The organism is Cellvibrio polysaccharolyticus, assembly GCF_015182315.1.
Taxonomy (GTDB): Bacteria; Pseudomonadota; Gammaproteobacteria; order Pseudomonadales; family Cellvibrionaceae; genus Cellvibrio; species Cellvibrio polysaccharolyticus.
The window spans coordinates 4133370-4149283 of sequence record NZ_PRDL01000001.1 but is presented as its reverse complement, the minus strand read 5'-3'; the positions used below and the strand labels follow the sequence as shown (position 1 = coordinate 4149283).

Below are 15914 nucleotides of genomic sequence, written 5' to 3'. Positions count from 1 at the left end.
ACAAAGTGTACTGGCAGGAGTCGGACACTTTTTCAGGCGCTGCGATCTGTTACATTGGCTGCAGCATCAGGATTTACTTCTGATAACCCATGATTTTGTTCAGCTGCTGATTTGTTCAGGAGAAAGTGCACCATGCTTCGTTTGTCTGTTATTCGCCCTCTGCTGCTGGTTCTTGCCCTCGTAACTGCGCACGTTTCCCGTGCTGACACCTTGCCGGATTTTTCATTGACCGACACTGACGGAAAAACCTGGCAGCTGGATGCGTTGCGAGGCAAGGTGGTGATGCTGAATTTCTGGGCGGCCTGGTGTGCGCCCTGTCGTAAGGAAATGCCGCTGCTGGAAACCCTCTATCAGGATTTGAAAGACCGGGATTTTGTGTTGCTGGCGATCAACACCGAAACCGATGTTGCAGATGCCGAAGCCTTGTTGCAGGAGATGAACCTGACGTTCCCGATCTTGTGGGACAAGGATGGCGCGGTGGTGAAATTGTCAGGCGTTAACGCCATGCCCACGACGCTGGTGATTGATACCGGGGGCGAGCTGCGTTTTACCAACCGCGGTTATCGCCCCGGCGATGAAGATAAATACCGTCAACAAGTAGAAAGCCTGTTGCCGCAATAAACGCAGGCCTGCTTAAAGCGCCGACATGAGTAACCCTGACACGGCCGCGCTGGCGAACACAATGCCAGTGCCGGCAGGATTATTACTGCGCAAACTCCAGATCAGTAACGGAATCCAGCAAATTGGTGTTAGCCACAACAACGGCATTTCCGGAAACGGGCCGTTGGCGTAGCGCAGTTCAAATAACGTAGCACTGAGCACCCAGGCCGCTGTCAGCGCCACCGGTCCGGCAATAATCCAGCGCATGGAGGTCAAATAGCGGTATTGACGAATGGCTTCGCTGCGGCTGCGATCCGGCCAGTTGATTGCGCTGTTCATCACCCGGGTGCGAATCTGCATTTGGCTGGCAAAGCCAATGCAAGCCAGCACCGCAATCATCAGTAAAGCAATGGCCGAGGCAATACCCCGGTCAGCCTCGGTAGATAAAATCCACGGCCAGTAGGCTAATGCCATCAGGGCACCTGCTACCATCAGCAGGCGGAAACGGTATTCCGGCCGCTTCAATCCACAATAGAAAACCCCCAGCGCTACGAAGGAGAGGGTTGATCCGAGCGTGATGAGTGACCAATCAGTGGTGTCGAGTAAAGAAATATCCATAGTGAGTCGTCCTGTTTAAAAATATTCGCAGGACCGGTTGCCCGGTGTCGGAACACTTCAAACGGCTGCAGTAGTTCATTCCCTGATTTGCTGTTATATCCAGAGTATCCATGCCTGAACCGCTGACGGTTGGCGTGGATGAGATATTAATGATAATTATTTGCGTTTGCAATGGTGAAATAGCGCCATGGATAACTTTTGGCGCATGAAGCTGGGAGGGGTGAAAAGAGGGGAAGGGCACGAATCAGAAAAGCCGTGGCGCGTTAATCAAATGTGGTGATGTTGCGCCAGACATTGCTCAATAACCGGATCGTTAATCAATTTGCCGCCGGTCGTGCTGGCGGCCTGTTCAATCAAGCGTCTCAGGTCGTAAACATTTTGCTGCCAGGTGGTTTTTTCCAATAACTGCCAGATATTTTCTGACAGCTGAACTTCCTGTTGGCGCGACTGAACGCGGGCAAAAAAGTTGATCAGGTCACGGATATCAGCGGTTCTGTCGTTCAGATCCGGTAAATCCAATGGTGTGCTGATTTCGCTCAACCATTGCTGGTGCGGAATTGTTAAACTGGTATCACGCCCGCTGGTGCTCATGATCAGGTCAACCGGAGGGCGACGCAAATTGGCCAGCGCCTGATTAACCGCATGGTTGATAAAAGCTTGCAGAGCGGGATATTCCGACTCGGGTAACTTATCAATATTGCGTAAAAACAGCGTGCCTTTGTTGGCGTAGTAATACAGCGATTGCAGAATGCTGGTCGCCGCCCCGGCTTGCCATTCAGCACAATTGGACTCGATAAACGGTACCATGTCGCTATGGCGTTCGCAGTGTAACGCCCGGGCGGCAATAATTTTGCCGCTGCCTTTATTGCCGTTCACCAGCACCGGTTTGCTATAGCCGGCCAGACGGGTGATTTGCTGATCCAGTTGCCGCAACGCCTGGCTGTTGCCAATCCAGTAGCACTGGTCGCCGTACACATAGATGGCGCGGTAACGGGTTTGGTAACGTTTAATGACGCCAATAAATTCCTCGGTCACCGCTGCCAGCTGTTGCGCCAGCTCGCCGGCTTCCACACCGTTTTCCGAGGCCGGCGAAAGTGTTGCTACCAGATAACCGAGGCGTTGCTGATTGAGATCCACCGGCAGGGTAATGGCATTACGCGCATCCAGACGTTCGCAAGCAGGCGACATGGGCATGTCGGTTGATATAATGATTTCTTCGATGCATCCGGCTGCTGTAATTTGCACATCCTGATCGTCATTCACCAGGATCAAATGTTTGTAACCCTGCTGGGTAACACAGCGCAGGGTGATCGCCAGATTGGCCAGGCCGAATTTTTCCTGGGCGGAGCGCAAAATAATTTTGGTCAGCGCAATAAAGCTGCGGTTAATTGGCACCCAGCGCGCAGTCAGTGATCGATCAGGCGTATGAATCGCTTTTGCTACCGGACGGACGTGCGGTGGCAGAAAAGTTGCAGAGGATGAGCTCGCCTGAGACGCAAATGCAGAAATCATCGAAGTAATTCTCATCAAAGATACTGGCGGCAACGCTTAACGGATGAAACGGAAGCCGTCCTGTGGCAATCTATGGCGAAACGATGTGTTTGACCATTACAAAGAATTACATGTCAGTATCACAGCGGCGCTGAGTACCCCATGCGTCCAGTGTTAGCAGACTGATGTAGTGTGTCATCGCTTAATAATGCGTGCCGGTTTAAATGTAGCTTTTGCGTCACTCATCACTGATGAGCGGCAAAAATCCTGAAACCGAGGCATGGCTCAAAGTGAGAGTCGGTAATTTTTATGGCCTTTTTATTCGATGTGGCGGCAGGAACGCATTTTCCTCTGGCTGGCCATCATACATTTGGACGACTGAAGTCAACGGTGGATACCCACGTTGATCGTTCCTGTGTGTCCAAATTGCATGCAGCCATCGAATGGAATGGACAAAAATGGCGCATCCGCAATCTTGGCACCAACGGTACCTGGGTGAATGACAACTGGCTTGGCCAGAACGATTACCGTGAGTTAAATCTGAACGACACCATCCGCCTGGCGGAGCCGACTGATCCGGGCTTTCTTGTTTGCGATCTGGCGCCACCGGCAGACATGTTGTGGCCGCTGAACAGCCCCGGCGAAATTCTCCCGGTTTATCTCTCTTCCTATCATCTGTTGCCTGACGCCAATGCGCCGGAGTTGGCGATTTACTTTGATGAACAGCAGCAACAATGGTTTATCGAAAGCGATATCGACAACAGCGAGTCGGCTGCCACGCCGTTGCACCATGGCGATGCCGTGAATATTGCCGGTAACGCATGGCGATTTGTGCGTGCGCAAATCCACGGCGCGACGGAAGTGCGGGTGTTATCCAACCGGAAACTGACCGATTTCGAATTTGTCTTCTCGCTGAGCATGGATGAAGAATCCACCCAGCTGGAGTTGACGCATCTGCAGACCGTTATCGATCTGGGGGTGCGTACCCATCATTACCTGTTGACGCACCTTGCACGCCAGCGTGCCCGTGATCATCAGGAAGGTCTTGACCAGAAAAGTCAGGGTTGGCTTTATTCCGAACAACTGGCAGCAGAGCTTGGGCTGGATGTGACGCATATGAATATTCAGATTTTCCGGGCGCGCAAGCAGCTGGCTGACATGCTTCACGGTATCACCGGGCAACAACTTTTATTGGAGCGCCGTGCCGGTAAAATCCGTTTTGGCAGCAACCGCTTCAAAGTCTACAAAGGCAATGATTTATTGACGGCCATGAGTGGTGATGAACTCACGATTCGGGATACCGCAGAACAGCGATGAGCGATTCATCTACCGACAACATGGAGATGAAACGTTACGGACATTATGAGCTGCTGGATTGCATCGGCCGCGGCGGCATGGGCCTGGTTTATCGCGCCCGCGATACCCGGCTGGGCCGTATTGTAGCCATCAAGTGTTTACGCGCCGAGCTGTATGAGCCGGCCTATCGCGAGCGTTTTCGCCGCGAAGCCATGCTGCTGGCAAAACTCAACCACCCCAACATTGTGCAAATTTACGACTATATCGAAACCGATGATCAGCTGGCGCTGGTGATGGAGTATGTCGATGGTCAGAATTTGCAGGTATGGGTGAGAGAACATCTGGTCTCGCTGAGAACCCGATTGTTGTGGTTGTCCCATATTGCCGCCGGTCTGGCGATTGCGCACGATGCCGGTATTATTCACCGCGATCTCAAAGCAGAAAATATTCTGCTGACGCTCAATGAAGATATTAAAATTTCCGATCTGGGTATTGCCCGTTCGGTGGATAGCAACCTGACCATCAACGAATATGTGGCAGGCAGTTACTGTTCCATGTCGCCGGAACAGGCGATGGGCGAAGAGCTGGATTTTCGTAGCGATTTATTCTCGTTGGGCATTCTCGCCTATCAACTTCTCTGCGACGCACACCCTTTCGGTAAAACCGATAACAAACTGCAATTGATGCAGCGCATCATCTCTCATCCGCCTATTCCGCCAAAGCAGGTCAAACCGGATTTGCCGGCCGATGTGTGTGATTTTTTATTACAGCTTTTGTCGAAAAATGTCGACAAGCGTCCGCCCGATACGCGCACGGTTGCCGTTGCCTTTGCCGCCTTCGCCCAGGCGCAACCGGATACTGACAGCCAGTCCGATGATACAGAGCTGTTAATTCGCCCGGTGCGTCCGTCTGCTACCCATCTGGCTGCCGTCAATACCAGCGCAGAACAATCAGCACTGGCATCGAGGGGCAAGCGCGTTACGCTGGCCGCATCGCTGGTTCTGTTAGTGGGTGTTTTTTCGGCGCTTGGATTTTATTGGTGGCCAGCACCGGAGCCGCGCTATCTTGCGGTGGTTACACCGGTCATCAATGCTCGCGATCTGGATGAATCGCATCAGGCGATGGTGCGCGGCGCAGTTTATGATGCGCTGCGACAAAGCGCGGTGCAGCTTGACGGCTATTACCTGATTCCTCCGGAGCAAACCGAAGATATCGATGGCGATTACGAAAGCATCCAGCGCGCTACCGGTGCCGATGAATTACTCACTGCCGACGTGCGCTGTCGACAGGATTCCTGCACTATCAGTTTGTCCCGCCTTGAAGCGGGTGACGCCCCGGCCGGCGAGCCATCGCGTTTGCGGGTAAAAAATACCCGCTCTGTTGACGTGCTACGCGATCAATATCTCCCCATGGCAGATATGGTTCAGACCGCTGTCGGGCAGGTATTCGCACAAAAAATGGTAAACGGTTTTGAAGGTATAACCGAGGAAGAGTACGCAGTATTTATTGAAGTCAGCCTGGCATTGCGTACGTCAGGCGCAAGCGACATGTTATTGCAGAAACTGGATGGTGTTTACAACGCCGTCAATCGGGTGTCGGCACTGCGCGCACTCTACACACAGATTGCGGTAGATCTTTATTATGAATCCAGTGATAGCAGTTATCTGGAAAAGTTGAAACGGCTGTATCGCTCCAATGCATTAATTGCCAACGATCCGGCGTATCTCTACGGCTTGTTCAGTGTACAAATTGCCGAGAGTAACTTCACTGCGGCAGCGGAAACCCTGAAGCGCTTGCAAACTCAGGATATCAACCGCATTCGGTTACACGAATTGGAAGCTGACTTATCGCTATCCAATAACGAATTTCCCAAAGCAATTACTATCTACGAAAAATTACTGAAGCTTAAGATTTCAGGACACAATTACTACAATCTTTCGCTTGCTTACTGGTACGCTGGTGACAATGTTAAAGCGCGTGAAGCGTTGGAAAAGGCGATTCAATTGTCCCCTTCGTTTTTCAAGGCGCATCGCTTGTACGGCGCTATTGCTTTGAATGAAGGTGATGCGCCGACCGCTATTGAGGCTTACGCGTCCATTCTGGAGAAAAAAAGTGATGATATCTCCAGCATCAGTAATATCGGCATCGGTCATTTGTTAAATGGTGACTATCAGCAAGCCGCGATTCGCTTTCGCCAGGCGGTTGAGTTGGCACCTTACAATTCCACGTATTTATTAAATCATGCCGATGCAGAGAGTCTCGCCGGGCGCCATGAAAGTGCTATTGCGCTCTATCGTCAGGTCGTGGCTTTGGCGGCAGACCCGAATAACCGTGACCACTTGCGTAATCGGGTGCAAGCCTTTGCGCATCTGGGTCAATTTTCCGAGGCGATACAGCTATTGCAGCTATTGCAGCGGTCAGACCCGGAAAATATTGATACGCACTACACCTCAGCAATGGTTTATGCTCTTGCGGGTGATCTTACGTCGGCAATGGTTAATGTAGAAAATGCGCTGGCGAAAAACCTCAGTAAAATCTGGTTTCGTTTTTCGTGGTTTGACTCACTTTGTCAGTTACAACACTTTTCGATGTTACTTGACAGTGACGGGGCGGTGTCGCGGTGTGAGCGGCTGGCTTCGCATTAAGCCTGTGCTCGGTCAGAACACAGGCCATCATCAAATCAGGGGCGAACGGGACGACCCACTACAATGCCCGGATCTTCAGAGCGATAGACGCGCACTTCACCGGATTCATCTTCAATATAGGAAGCCAGATAACTGAAGTTAATGGTTTCCTTGCCCAACTGATCCATGTGCACATATACCAGCAAGGTTTTGCCACCGTTAATAATTTCGGTGCTGATGGCGTGCAGGGAATCTTCAGAACCTTCACAAGGGATTGCGCCGTGATCGACAAAACGCCAGATGCCGTTTTTGTCTTTTCCGTTATCTTTCAGATCAACAATAAAGATGGTGCGCTCAAAGGCTCTTTGAATTTCAGTTGAATCTTCGCAGAAGCCTACTTGCACCAGCTCTACATCCTGTTCGCTTTCCGGATCAGTCAGTGCCCACACACGCGCTTTGCCGTCTTTGGGTAACTTCGGGCTGAGAATGAAATGGTGCAGAATTTGCCCGCCGTGAGGTACGTCGATACAACAAGTCAAAAGCTCACTTTTATTACTTTTCTTTGTCGCTGTTTTTTTTTCACTGGTCATGTTCAAAGTCCTGAAAAAAGTCCGTTAGTCCTGATAAACGCCTTCAACCACATTGCTGCTGTTGAAAACCTGCTTCTTCCCTGAAACAGGTGAGCAAACCGATTATGTCCGCAAACCATGACAGACAGATGCTGCCCGATTAGTACTTCACACGCAGTGAAATACCGGCGGTACGTGGCCGGGTCATATATTCAAACTGTCCCTGTTCACCGTGTAGCGCTGCTGTGCGTTGACCGGTGATTGCTCGCGTGTCGCTGATATTATGAATAAATAGCCCTGCGCGCCAATTACCGCGGCTTACACTGATATCGGCGTCAGCGGTGGTGTAGCCTTCAAGATTCAAATAATCCCCGAAATTGGTATTCAGCGCGGTGCGAATACCACTTTTACGAGCGATATTCAGGCTTGCATCGAGGGTGCCCCAGCCAAGCGACTGTTGATAATCAACACCCACTGTCCATTGATAACGCGGCGCACCCGGCAGTCGATCGCCTTTGTAGGCATCTTCACCGCTGCCGGTAAGGTCGACGAGATCTTTACTGAGTTCAGCATCGGTCAAGGTAACCGCGCTGCGTAAACGCCATTGCTCATTCAATTGGGCTTGTACTTCCAACTCCACACCCTGCGCGCGAGCTTCCGGCGCGTTTATCACCACGCCATATCCACTCTCCAGCCGAGTGCTCAGCTGAATATCCTGCCAATCAATATAAAACAGTGCAGCGCTCAGGCGCAGTTTGCGATCAAACAAATAACTGTGATTACCCAGTTCGTAATTGACCGAAGAATCAGGCGCGTAGCTGCGCGCTTCGGTAATGTCGACGGGTAAAAGGTTGGCGCCGCCGCGGCGGAAACCTTCAGCAATCGAGAAGTACACACTCTGGTCATCGCTGAAGGCATAGCGTGTACTGATTTTTCCCAGCGTATCCGATTTGCTATCGCGGTTGGCGAGGCAATCAACCGGCAATTCAGTACCTTCAATACCGGCGCTGATCAGGAGAGTGCTACAGGTTTCTACATTATCCTTGTAATGAAAGTAACGCAGGCCGGCACTGATTTCCCACTGGGGAAGAATATCCCAGGCCACTTCGGCGTAGGCAGACTGCTCGCGCAGATCCTGTTGCTGGGTTGCGTAGTAATCCAGTTCGTCGGGGCGGTACATACCAATAAAGTCGGCGAAGCCTGGCAAGGTATCGGTGACAACCGCATTCAGGTCATCGGTGGTGTAAAACAGGCCGCCCAACCAGCGCAGGCGCTGATCGCTATCGGACACCAGGCGAATTTCAATATTGTCTTTGACTACGTCAAATGCACCGGTTGTGTACGCTGAGAAATCATCATAGCCGGAGAAAAATACCTCCTCTACTGGTGGGGCTTCAAACTGCAGCAGATAATGCGTCTGATCGTAGCGATGCACCGTTTCATAATCGTATCGGGAAATACTGGCGGTCAGTGTCGCGCCGGGAAATTGGTATTGGCTTTCCAGACTGGCCAGTCGCAAATCACCTGTTACCGGTTCGCGATAGAGTGTCGATGCGGTAAATTCATCGCCGGTAAATGCCGGGTTGGCGGCCTGACGGTCACTGATATCGGTTTTCTGATAGTGATAGCTACCGCTGATTTGCCATTCGGGCATTAGCTGCCAGAGCGCACTGACTCGCGCCATATCGGTGCGGTCGTCATTGCTATCCTTGCGCGGGCCATCCAGCAACCAGGGGTTATTGATAAAACCCTGGTTACGCTCCTGACCAATCACCATACGCACGGCCAGCGTGTCGTCGATGAGCGGTGTATTAACCACAATATCGGTATCGTGGTTAATACCACTACTGCGACGGGTGTTGGACAAGCGAGTGCCCACTTCCAACGACTGCTGATCCAGCTGCGGTTTGGCGCTGACATAACGCACCAGACCGGCAATGGAGGCATTACCGTAGAGTGTTCCCTGCGGGCCGCGCAACACTTCAACTTGCTGCAAATCTTTCAGGCTCAGTGACGGCGGCGCGTAGTAGCCTTGCAGCGGAATATTGTCAAAATAACTGGCAACAGTGGCGCCATCACCCACAAATTCACCGGTGTTGATGGTGTCAAAACGCAGGCCGCGAATCATCAGGGCCGACGGGTTACGCGGGCCGGTATCCACTGTTGCCAGGCCGGGTACGCGCTGCGCAATATCGCTCAGAGAAGACAGGCCTTGCACGGTTTCTTTATCCAGCACGCTGGCGGAGCCGGAAAACTGTTGCAAGGAGAGGTCGCGTTTGGAGCTGGTTACAATAATTTCTTCCAGCGCCGGTGTCGCCGCCGCAGCGAGTACTGCCGGGCTGGCCATAACCGAGGCCAGTATTCCGGCCATAAGATAACGAGGGCCTGACGTTAAGTCAGACTTGCGATCAATAGATGTCAACATGTGTGTGTCCAACGCTTCTAATTTTGAAAGGCATTTTTGCCGATGATTGAACACTTGGCGCACAAACACAAGCGTTTTGTGAGTGAATGGTTGCTAACCGGGGAATGTTGCAAGTACAGGATGTGTATGCGATTTGAAGCAGGCGCCTGCGACATTGTCAGCTGAAGTTTTTAGCGAGGCTGAAAATAGCTCGCTATTTAAGACGGTGAATTCCGGTGCACAATCTGTTTGGTGAATCGGAAAGTCTGCGGTTTGTTTGATGGGCAATGCGGTGTATTAAAAACCTCGAATGGCCGAGCGAATACCTTTATGTTGACGGCCAGGTTTAGAGCGGAAGGTTGTTATTTTCAAGAGCGACATTGGCTACAACAAAGCGGTCATCTTGTGCGATGACCGCTTTGTTGTTTAAAACTCCAGTTCTACCCGGTAGTGGTTGTTGCCTTCAGCATCCGTTTGTTCAAGCTGGGCAAACATACTGATCCAGGCATCGGCTTCCACTTCGCGGGTAAACTCCCGCGACATCATCAGGCTGCCTTTGGCGGAGCCACCGCCACCGGCCAATAAATGCACTTGCATATCTACCTGGGTGGGGCCGTCGAGATGAAATACCTGCGCTTCAATGCCGCCTTGTTGATCGTCTTTCAATTCGGCAGCGTAACTGCCCAGGCGCATCCAGTTTTTACCGTTATTAATCTGTGCCGAGGTCCAGCTGAAATTGCCTTGCAAGGATTTTAAATAATCGCCTTGCAAATCCATACGTTTGATCTGTGCAGAAATTTGCCCGTCGAGCGGCAGGGGCACAGCGGCTTTTAATAAGGATGCCGGTGCACTGATGGTGGTGTCATGCAACGAAAGCTCGCCGCTGATGCCGGAGCACACCTTGCCATCAATATGCTGGCGATCCAGCTCGGTGGCGATAACCGCACAGGGTTTGAGCAGGAGCAATGTCCAGGGATCGAGATCCCAGCGCAATTGACCCAGGGAATAATCGGTTTGATCCACCCGGAAACTGGCGAGACTGGCGCTCCCTTGCCACAGTGTGCCGCTAACGCCGGTCAGGCCGACTTGGCCGCTGCGGGTCATCGCCCAGGCAGCCCAGCTGGCCGGTATTTGGCTGATGACAAAAACCAGCCACAGCAACAGCCCTGTTAACACCCAGAGCAAATAGCGCGAAGCCGGTCGGGAAAAGCGTGAAGATAAAGCCGACATAAAAGTCCTGTAGCAACCGATGAACGGAATTTTTTAATTAATGTTGTTGTACGCGAATATTCACGGTCACCAGCCCGACTTCATTGGAGCCGGCAATGGATAATTCGCGAATGGTAATCCGGTGTTTGAATTCCAGCTCATAGAGCCACTGCATTAAGGGCTCGTAAGGGGTGCGATCAATACGAATACGGGCCTCACCGGCGGTGCCGGGCTGAAATTGGCTGAGGGTAATGCCGTTGTCCTGCAAGGTGCTGTAAATCAGCTGGCTGATATTGCCCGCCGGGGACGCACTGCTTGCTGCCTGATCACGGGACTGCTGATACTGCGCCGCGAGCAATTTTACCCGGCCAAGTGACTGGCTGGCTGCGGTGTTGGATTGCAGCTGCGCGGCACGTTTTTCGGCGAGCGGGTTGAGCAACAGCGCCCATAACAGGTAAATGCCGACTACCAGCGAACAAATCAGCAGAGCTGCCTGATCGCGGCGATTGAGTTGGCTGAATGTGGCAACAAAATTATTCATCATAGTGTCCGGAATTATCGACTCGGTGGCGTAAATTTCAGGCGGGCCGAATGCACGTTGCCTTGTACGCTGCTGCTGAGTAGTTCAACTTGCAGTCCCTGTTGCTCGGTGTCGTTGCGCAATTTTTCAATCGCCGCAAAATCGGTAGCTTGCAGCTGCATATTGACATCGCCGCTGTCGCCCAGGTACTGCACGCTGCGAATGGTGATGCTGCTGTTGTCATCAAAGGACGGGAAAATTTTTGCCAGTAGCGATACCGCGCTGCCACCCTGACCGGATGGCTGCTGCTGGCGCACCAGACCGGTTAATTGTCTTTCTGCATCAACATAAGTTCCTTCCGGTACCACCCGGCGATACTCTTCTTCCATCGCTTTGCGAATGGCGATATTTTCCTGACGGTAGTCTTGCAGTTGGTACAGCAAAATACCGACATGCACCGTCAGGCAGGCGGCGGCAAAAGCGGCGATGTAGCGCCAGTTGCGCCACCAGCGCTCAATGGGTAATCGCTGGGAAAACTCGCCCTGGCCGAGGTTGATACTCTTGTCGCTGTAGTCGCGACGCCAGGCGCTGACCACCGTTTCGTCAGCAATACGGTGCAGCAAGCTGGCGGGGATCTGTTCACGCAACGCTTGCAAATCTTCTTTGGTGTGGGCGCGAAGGTGCAGCAAGGGTAAATTATCAACCCGCTTTTGGTCGGTGAGTAACAGCTGTAACGCCTGACCGAACCAGGCCGGTTCAATACTGAAACCCATGCCGCTGGCATAGCGGGTATGAATGCCCTGGGTATCGAGCTGAATTGTCCAGTGATCGTCCACAGGCGTTTCTGTGTCGGTAACAGGCGTCACCGTCAGTGGCAGCGTCAGCGGTGCTGACCAGCAGCGGGTGACTTCAATATTGATTTCAGACAGTGCGCTGTAAACCGCCTCCAACCAGGCTTTCTCGAGCCAGGCGACACAGACTTTGCCCTGATTGAGTGGGCCGAGCGCAAAATGAAAATTGTCGACATCACCAATCAGCGTTTCTTCCATCTGAAACGGCAGCAGGGTGCGTAAGTGTTTTTTTTCTTTATCGAGATACTCAAGCTCGCGCGTGACAACGCGGTTGCCAGGAACAATCAGCCAGGCTTGAACCGGTGTGGCCGGCAAGCTTTCGGCGAGCGCGGCGAGATCGCCGGCAGCGGCGGTGGACAGATCCGGTTCGCGGCCGGCAGTAAGCCAGCACCAGCGAAAAGTATCACCACTTTGATCGACAGAAATCACAAGTTGTTCTGACATAACGCTTTTATTGTTCCTGATCTCACTCCGAAGAGTGATAGTAAATCATCGTTGTATGATATCGACAGCGGCGATACCGGTGCATCCATAAAGCGGGCCGACCCTGTCGGCAGCCTTAAAACGCCTCCTGGCGCTGGATCACCTGAATCCTTTCGCCATCGCGTTGCAGCAAGCTCAACATACTGCGCCTTTGTTCCACCAGTGTGACCTGGGCGCGCAGCAGAAAAAAGCTGGTGTTAACTGCCAGCCCGCTGGTATCGAGGTTGCCGTTACCAACGCTCTGATCCCACACCGCTTTGAATTCGCCAATCTCACTGTAAAAGCCGTTCGGCGGAAAGTTCTGAATAATTTGTGCTGCATCGGTTTCGCTCAGCGGTACCAGCTGGTCGGCAGCGTTCAGGGTTCTGATCAACACCGGCGGCAAGGTATTTACATTCATCGCTACATCGCCGGGCAAGATGGTGATGTAAGGACGTAACAGCGTCATAAGTTGTGGCGTGATGTATCTGACCAGCCGCAACTCATCAATACTTTTAAACGGACCATTGGCCGCCCGATAAGGTACTTCGGTGGATTGATAGTAATTGGTTTCAGCACCGCCAAAACCCGATTCCGTATCATCCGCATCCATCCAGTCAACAATTGCCTCAAGCACCATTACCGCTTCATTCAAATCCAGCGGCACTTGCGGAAAGGATTGCATCAAGCGAAGAAAGCGACGCTGTGCTTCGCTGTAGCGTTCATGGCTGTTGGCCGGTTTTTCTGGCACCAGCGGTGTATTCAAACTGTTCAGGTTGAGGCGACTGCTGGCATCGCTCAGTGACCCGGTTAGCCAGCCGCCGTCAATCTCGTAAGGGATTTCGGTGTCCCAGCCTTCGCCTATGTAATCAACCGTGGGGTCATCTTCTTTCAGTCCACTAATCGCGAAACTTTCAATGCCTTGCAGGTAAGCGGTAGCTTGCAAACCGTGCCAGCGGTTTTCGGCGCGGGCAATGCCCAGCTCATAGTCGCTGGAAAATTTAATACTCAGGCCGGCCACCAGCGCTACGATCAGCAGCGCCATAATCAGCACAGAACCTTGTTGTCGCCGGGCGTTAACGACCAACTTCAAACAGACGGGTGACACTGCCGCCTGCCTCCATTTCAATAGTGATTTCCACGGCTAATGGCAAGGTTGTGCTGGTAGCCTGCTGTTGCGCCGGTGACGGCCACTCGGGCTCCCAGTCGTCGCTGTAACGATAGCCTTCCAATGCTGAACGCCCGCGGCTTTGCAAGACAGCGGTGGACAGAAAACGCATCTGGATATCTTTCACCTGCTCCAGCATGCGCTGGTTGTAGGCTTCCTCAACGAAATCAATATCGTCGTAATTCAGGTTGCGCTCGGGCATGTAGTCACGCCACAGCGTGCCTTCTTCCACCCGGTAAATGACTTTTTGCATATCGCTGCGCAACCGCTCCAGAGGGTTTACCCAACCGCGTCGCGTCAGCATCAATATGCCCTGTTCCGCATTCATGCCGGTAGAGCGCAAACTGGAACCGGCAAATTCAAAACGCAGCCCGCGTGGGCCGGGTTCGGGAATTAATGCCTGGCGCAAGTCGTTACCGATAATTTGCCAGGTGCGATCCAGCTGGTTCACTTCCTGGAAAACGCTCCGGGTGGCCTGCGCGCCATCAGAGGCGGTAGACAGCGCCTGATAGCTGATCAGCGCGATAACCGCGGCGATGGTGAGCGCGATCATCACCTCCAGCAAGGTAAAACCGCCGTTGCGCGGCACCTGTTTATTCTTCACTGATAAAGCCCGATATCACCGCAAGCGGTTCATTAACCCGGGATTCGGTGGCGCCGCCGGCCTGGCCCACGCGAATATCCATGCGATAAAAATTTTCTACTTCGGTCTCTTCGGTGAGCAATTCCCATTGCCAGCGCACACCGATCATTTCGCTTTGGCCGGTTTCCCGCTCACTTAATTTCTGGTCGGGAAAATAAGCCTGCCGCAAGCGAATGCGGGTCAATTCATTTTCTGCCACCCAATAGGCGTAGGTTTTTTCCCGTACGCTGCCGGCACTGTCCAGTTGCGCCGTAATGAGCGTCAACATGGCGGGCAGCGCCATGGCGACAATCGCCAGCGCGACCATCACTTCGACCAGCGTAAAACCGCGCTGTGGACGATGACGTTTCATCAGCGGCCAGCCCGTTGTTCGGCCAGTTCGCGTTCGCGGTTAAGCCAGCGCACTTCACCCATCATGTCGACTTCAATACGTTGGATATCATCGTCATTTACTGCACTGTTACTGGTAGCCACCGGGAACAGCGCCATTTCAAACAGTGTTGCTTCACCGCTGGGGTAAAAAACCAGCACCGGTGGCTGGGTTTCCAGCTCCGGGTCGTATTCCCAGGGCTCGTCTTCAATCACCAGATCCAGTTGCACATCCAGCGGTAAACAGACTTCACCGAGGTTTTCGTGGGCGGCTTGCCAGCTGTTATCACGAAACCGTTGCCAGCGATAACACCACTGGTTGTTGGTGGAATCCACCACCGTGCGCGGCTCTACAAACAGTCCGAGGATTTCGCGGTTCAACAAGGCCTGCTCGGCAACAAAATCGGTTTTGGCGATAAAATTTTGCGTTTCGGTGCGCACCACAGAAACGTCATCCCGGCCAATAGCGACCGAGATAACGCTCAAACCCAGGCCGATAATCAACACCACCACCATCAGTTCCAGCAGGGTAAAACCCCGCTGGAATACCGGGCTGAGTCGGTGAAACGTAGTGGCGCGATTTGAATTCATGGGGTTTCACAAGGTTGGCACAAGCGTGGTTTATTCAACGCTGGCCGGTTTATCCCAAACACCTATGTCAGCATTGTTGCCGTCGCCACCGGTAATACCATCGGCACCGCGGGTATAAATATCGTATTCGCGCGCTTCACCCGGGCTCAGGTAAACGTAAGGGTTGCCCCACGGATCAATCGGCAGGCTTTCCAGGTAGCCACCGCTTTTCCAGTTGCGTGGTACCGGCGCCAGTGACGGGCGGGTAACCAGTGCTTCCAGACCTTGCTCGGTGGACGGATAAACGAAGTTGTCGATGCGGTACATTTTCAAGGCGGTCTGGATGGCTTTGAAGTCGGCCTGCACTTTTTGCAGACGGGCTTCATCGGCACGGCCAATCACGTTGGGCGCTACGATACCGACCAGCAGACCGATAATAACGATCACCACCATAATTTCGATCAGGCTGAAACCACCCTGACGTTTTGCAGCTACAGGAATTGATCGGGACATAAAGATA

At 52.7% G+C, this 15914-nt stretch carries 15 protein-coding genes; 3 read left to right on the top strand and 12 right to left on the bottom strand.

What is annotated here, in order from left to right:
• The first annotated feature begins 132 nt into the window (after positions 1-132).
• Positions 133-621 (top strand): peroxiredoxin family protein, encoded by a 489-nt coding sequence (locus tag C4F51_RS17515; protein WP_193912044.1) that lies wholly within the window; start codon positions 133-135, stop codon positions 619-621.
• Positions 622-633: 12 nt separating this feature from the next.
• Here the strand turns inward: C4F51_RS17515 and C4F51_RS17510 are convergent, their stop codons facing one another.
• Positions 634-1218 carry a hypothetical protein gene (locus C4F51_RS17510; RefSeq protein WP_193912042.1) on the bottom strand — a complete coding sequence of 195 codons (585 nt, stop codon included), beginning with the start codon at positions 1216-1218 and terminating at the stop codon, positions 634-636.
• 267 nt (positions 1219-1485) lie between these two features.
• Positions 1486-2730: a sigma 54-interacting transcriptional regulator gene (locus C4F51_RS17505; RefSeq protein ID WP_193912040.1), complete on the bottom strand. Its 1245-nt coding sequence runs from the start codon at positions 2728-2730 to the stop codon at positions 1486-1488.
• Positions 2731-3018: 288 nt separating this feature from the next.
• Here C4F51_RS17505 and C4F51_RS17500 point away from each other — a divergent pair, with 288 nt between their 5' ends.
• Positions 3019-4026: an FHA domain-containing protein gene (locus tag C4F51_RS17500; RefSeq protein WP_193912038.1), complete on the top strand. Its 1008-nt coding sequence runs from the start codon at positions 3019-3021 to the stop codon at positions 4024-4026.
• A complete protein-coding gene (locus C4F51_RS17495; RefSeq protein WP_193912036.1) occupies positions 4023-6650 on the top strand; it encodes a serine/threonine-protein kinase in 2628 nt (875 codons plus the stop codon). Before C4F51_RS17500 ends, C4F51_RS17495 begins: the two co-directional genes overlap by 4 nt.
• Before the next feature lie 35 nt (positions 6651-6685).
• On the opposite strand, the gene C4F51_RS17490 is transcribed toward C4F51_RS17495, so the two are convergent.
• From C4F51_RS17490 to gspG, 10 genes are all read right to left on the bottom strand, one after another.
• Positions 6686-7219, bottom strand: coding sequence for a DP-EP family protein (locus C4F51_RS17490; protein ID WP_193912034.1), 534 nt, complete (start codon positions 7217-7219; stop codon positions 6686-6688).
• A gap of 139 nt (positions 7220-7358) precedes the next feature.
• Positions 7359-9623 (bottom strand): TonB-dependent receptor, encoded by a 2265-nt coding sequence (locus C4F51_RS17485; RefSeq protein WP_193912032.1) that lies wholly within the window; start codon positions 9621-9623, stop codon positions 7359-7361.
• Positions 9624-10028: 405 nt separating this feature from the next.
• Positions 10029-10832: a type II secretion system protein N gene (locus tag C4F51_RS17480; protein WP_193912030.1), complete on the bottom strand. Its 804-nt coding sequence runs from the start codon at positions 10830-10832 to the stop codon at positions 10029-10031.
• A gap of 37 nt (positions 10833-10869) precedes the next feature.
• Complete coding sequence (gspM, locus tag C4F51_RS17475; RefSeq protein ID WP_193912028.1) at positions 10870-11352, bottom strand: type II secretion system protein GspM; 483 nt, start codon at positions 11350-11352, stop codon at positions 10870-10872.
• 14 nt (positions 11353-11366) lie between these two features.
• Positions 11367-12626, bottom strand: a complete 1260-nt coding sequence (gene gspL, locus C4F51_RS17470) for a type II secretion system protein GspL (RefSeq protein WP_193912026.1) — start codon at positions 12624-12626, stop codon at positions 11367-11369.
• A gap of 115 nt (positions 12627-12741) precedes the next feature.
• Positions 12742-13752 (bottom strand): type II secretion system minor pseudopilin GspK, encoded by a 1011-nt coding sequence (gspK, locus tag C4F51_RS17465; RefSeq protein WP_193912025.1) that lies wholly within the window; start codon positions 13750-13752, stop codon positions 12742-12744.
• A complete protein-coding gene (gene gspJ, locus C4F51_RS17460; protein WP_328701414.1) occupies positions 13721-14416 on the bottom strand; it encodes a type II secretion system minor pseudopilin GspJ in 696 nt (231 codons plus the stop codon). The genes gspK and gspJ overlap by 32 nt, the downstream gene beginning before the upstream one ends.
• Entirely contained in the window at positions 14406-14807 is a 402-nt protein-coding gene (gspI, locus tag C4F51_RS17455; protein WP_193912023.1) for a type II secretion system minor pseudopilin GspI, read from the bottom strand. Before gspI ends, gspJ begins: the two co-directional genes overlap by 11 nt.
• A complete protein-coding gene (locus tag C4F51_RS17450) occupies positions 14807-15415 on the bottom strand; it encodes a type II secretion system protein (RefSeq protein WP_193912021.1) in 609 nt (202 codons plus the stop codon). Before C4F51_RS17450 ends, gspI begins: the two co-directional genes overlap by 1 nt.
• A gap of 30 nt (positions 15416-15445) precedes the next feature.
• A complete protein-coding gene (gene gspG, locus C4F51_RS17445; protein ID WP_193912019.1) occupies positions 15446-15907 on the bottom strand; it encodes a type II secretion system major pseudopilin GspG in 462 nt (153 codons plus the stop codon).
• Positions 15908-15914 lie beyond the last annotated feature (7 nt).

Excerpts from the sequence above, each read along its gene's own strand:
- gspL (WP_193912026.1), bottom strand. The coding sequence starts at position 12,626 with ATGTCAGAACAACTTGTGATTTCTGTCGATCAAAGTGGTGATACTTTT.
- C4F51_RS17495 (WP_193912036.1), top strand. The coding sequence starts at position 4,023 with ATGAGCGATTCATCTACCGACAACATGGAGATGAAACGTTACGGACAT.
- gspI (WP_193912023.1), bottom strand. The coding sequence starts at position 14,807 with ATGAAACGTCATCGTCCACAGCGCGGTTTTACGCTGGTCGAAGTGATG.
- C4F51_RS17450 (WP_193912021.1), bottom strand. The coding sequence starts at position 15,415 with ATGAATTCAAATCGCGCCACTACGTTTCACCGACTCAGCCCGGTATTC.
- C4F51_RS17480 (WP_193912030.1), bottom strand. The coding sequence starts at position 10,832 with ATGTCGGCTTTATCTTCACGCTTTTCCCGACCGGCTTCGCGCTATTTG.
- C4F51_RS17515 (WP_193912044.1), top strand. The coding sequence starts at position 133 with ATGCTTCGTTTGTCTGTTATTCGCCCTCTGCTGCTGGTTCTTGCCCTC.
- gspG (WP_193912019.1), bottom strand. The coding sequence starts at position 15,907 with ATGTCCCGATCAATTCCTGTAGCTGCAAAACGTCAGGGTGGTTTCAGC.
- C4F51_RS17490 (WP_193912034.1), bottom strand. The coding sequence starts at position 7,219 with ATGACCAGTGAAAAAAAAACAGCGACAAAGAAAAGTAATAAAAGTGAG.
- C4F51_RS17500 (WP_193912038.1), top strand. The coding sequence starts at position 3,019 with ATGGCCTTTTTATTCGATGTGGCGGCAGGAACGCATTTTCCTCTGGCT.
- gspM (WP_193912028.1), bottom strand. The coding sequence starts at position 11,352 with ATGAATAATTTTGTTGCCACATTCAGCCAACTCAATCGCCGCGATCAG.
- C4F51_RS17485 (WP_193912032.1), bottom strand. The coding sequence starts at position 9,623 with ATGTTGACATCTATTGATCGCAAGTCTGACTTAACGTCAGGCCCTCGT.
- C4F51_RS17510 (WP_193912042.1), bottom strand. The coding sequence starts at position 1,218 with ATGGATATTTCTTTACTCGACACCACTGATTGGTCACTCATCACGCTC.
- C4F51_RS17505 (WP_193912040.1), bottom strand. The coding sequence starts at position 2,730 with ATGATTTCTGCATTTGCGTCTCAGGCGAGCTCATCCTCTGCAACTTTT.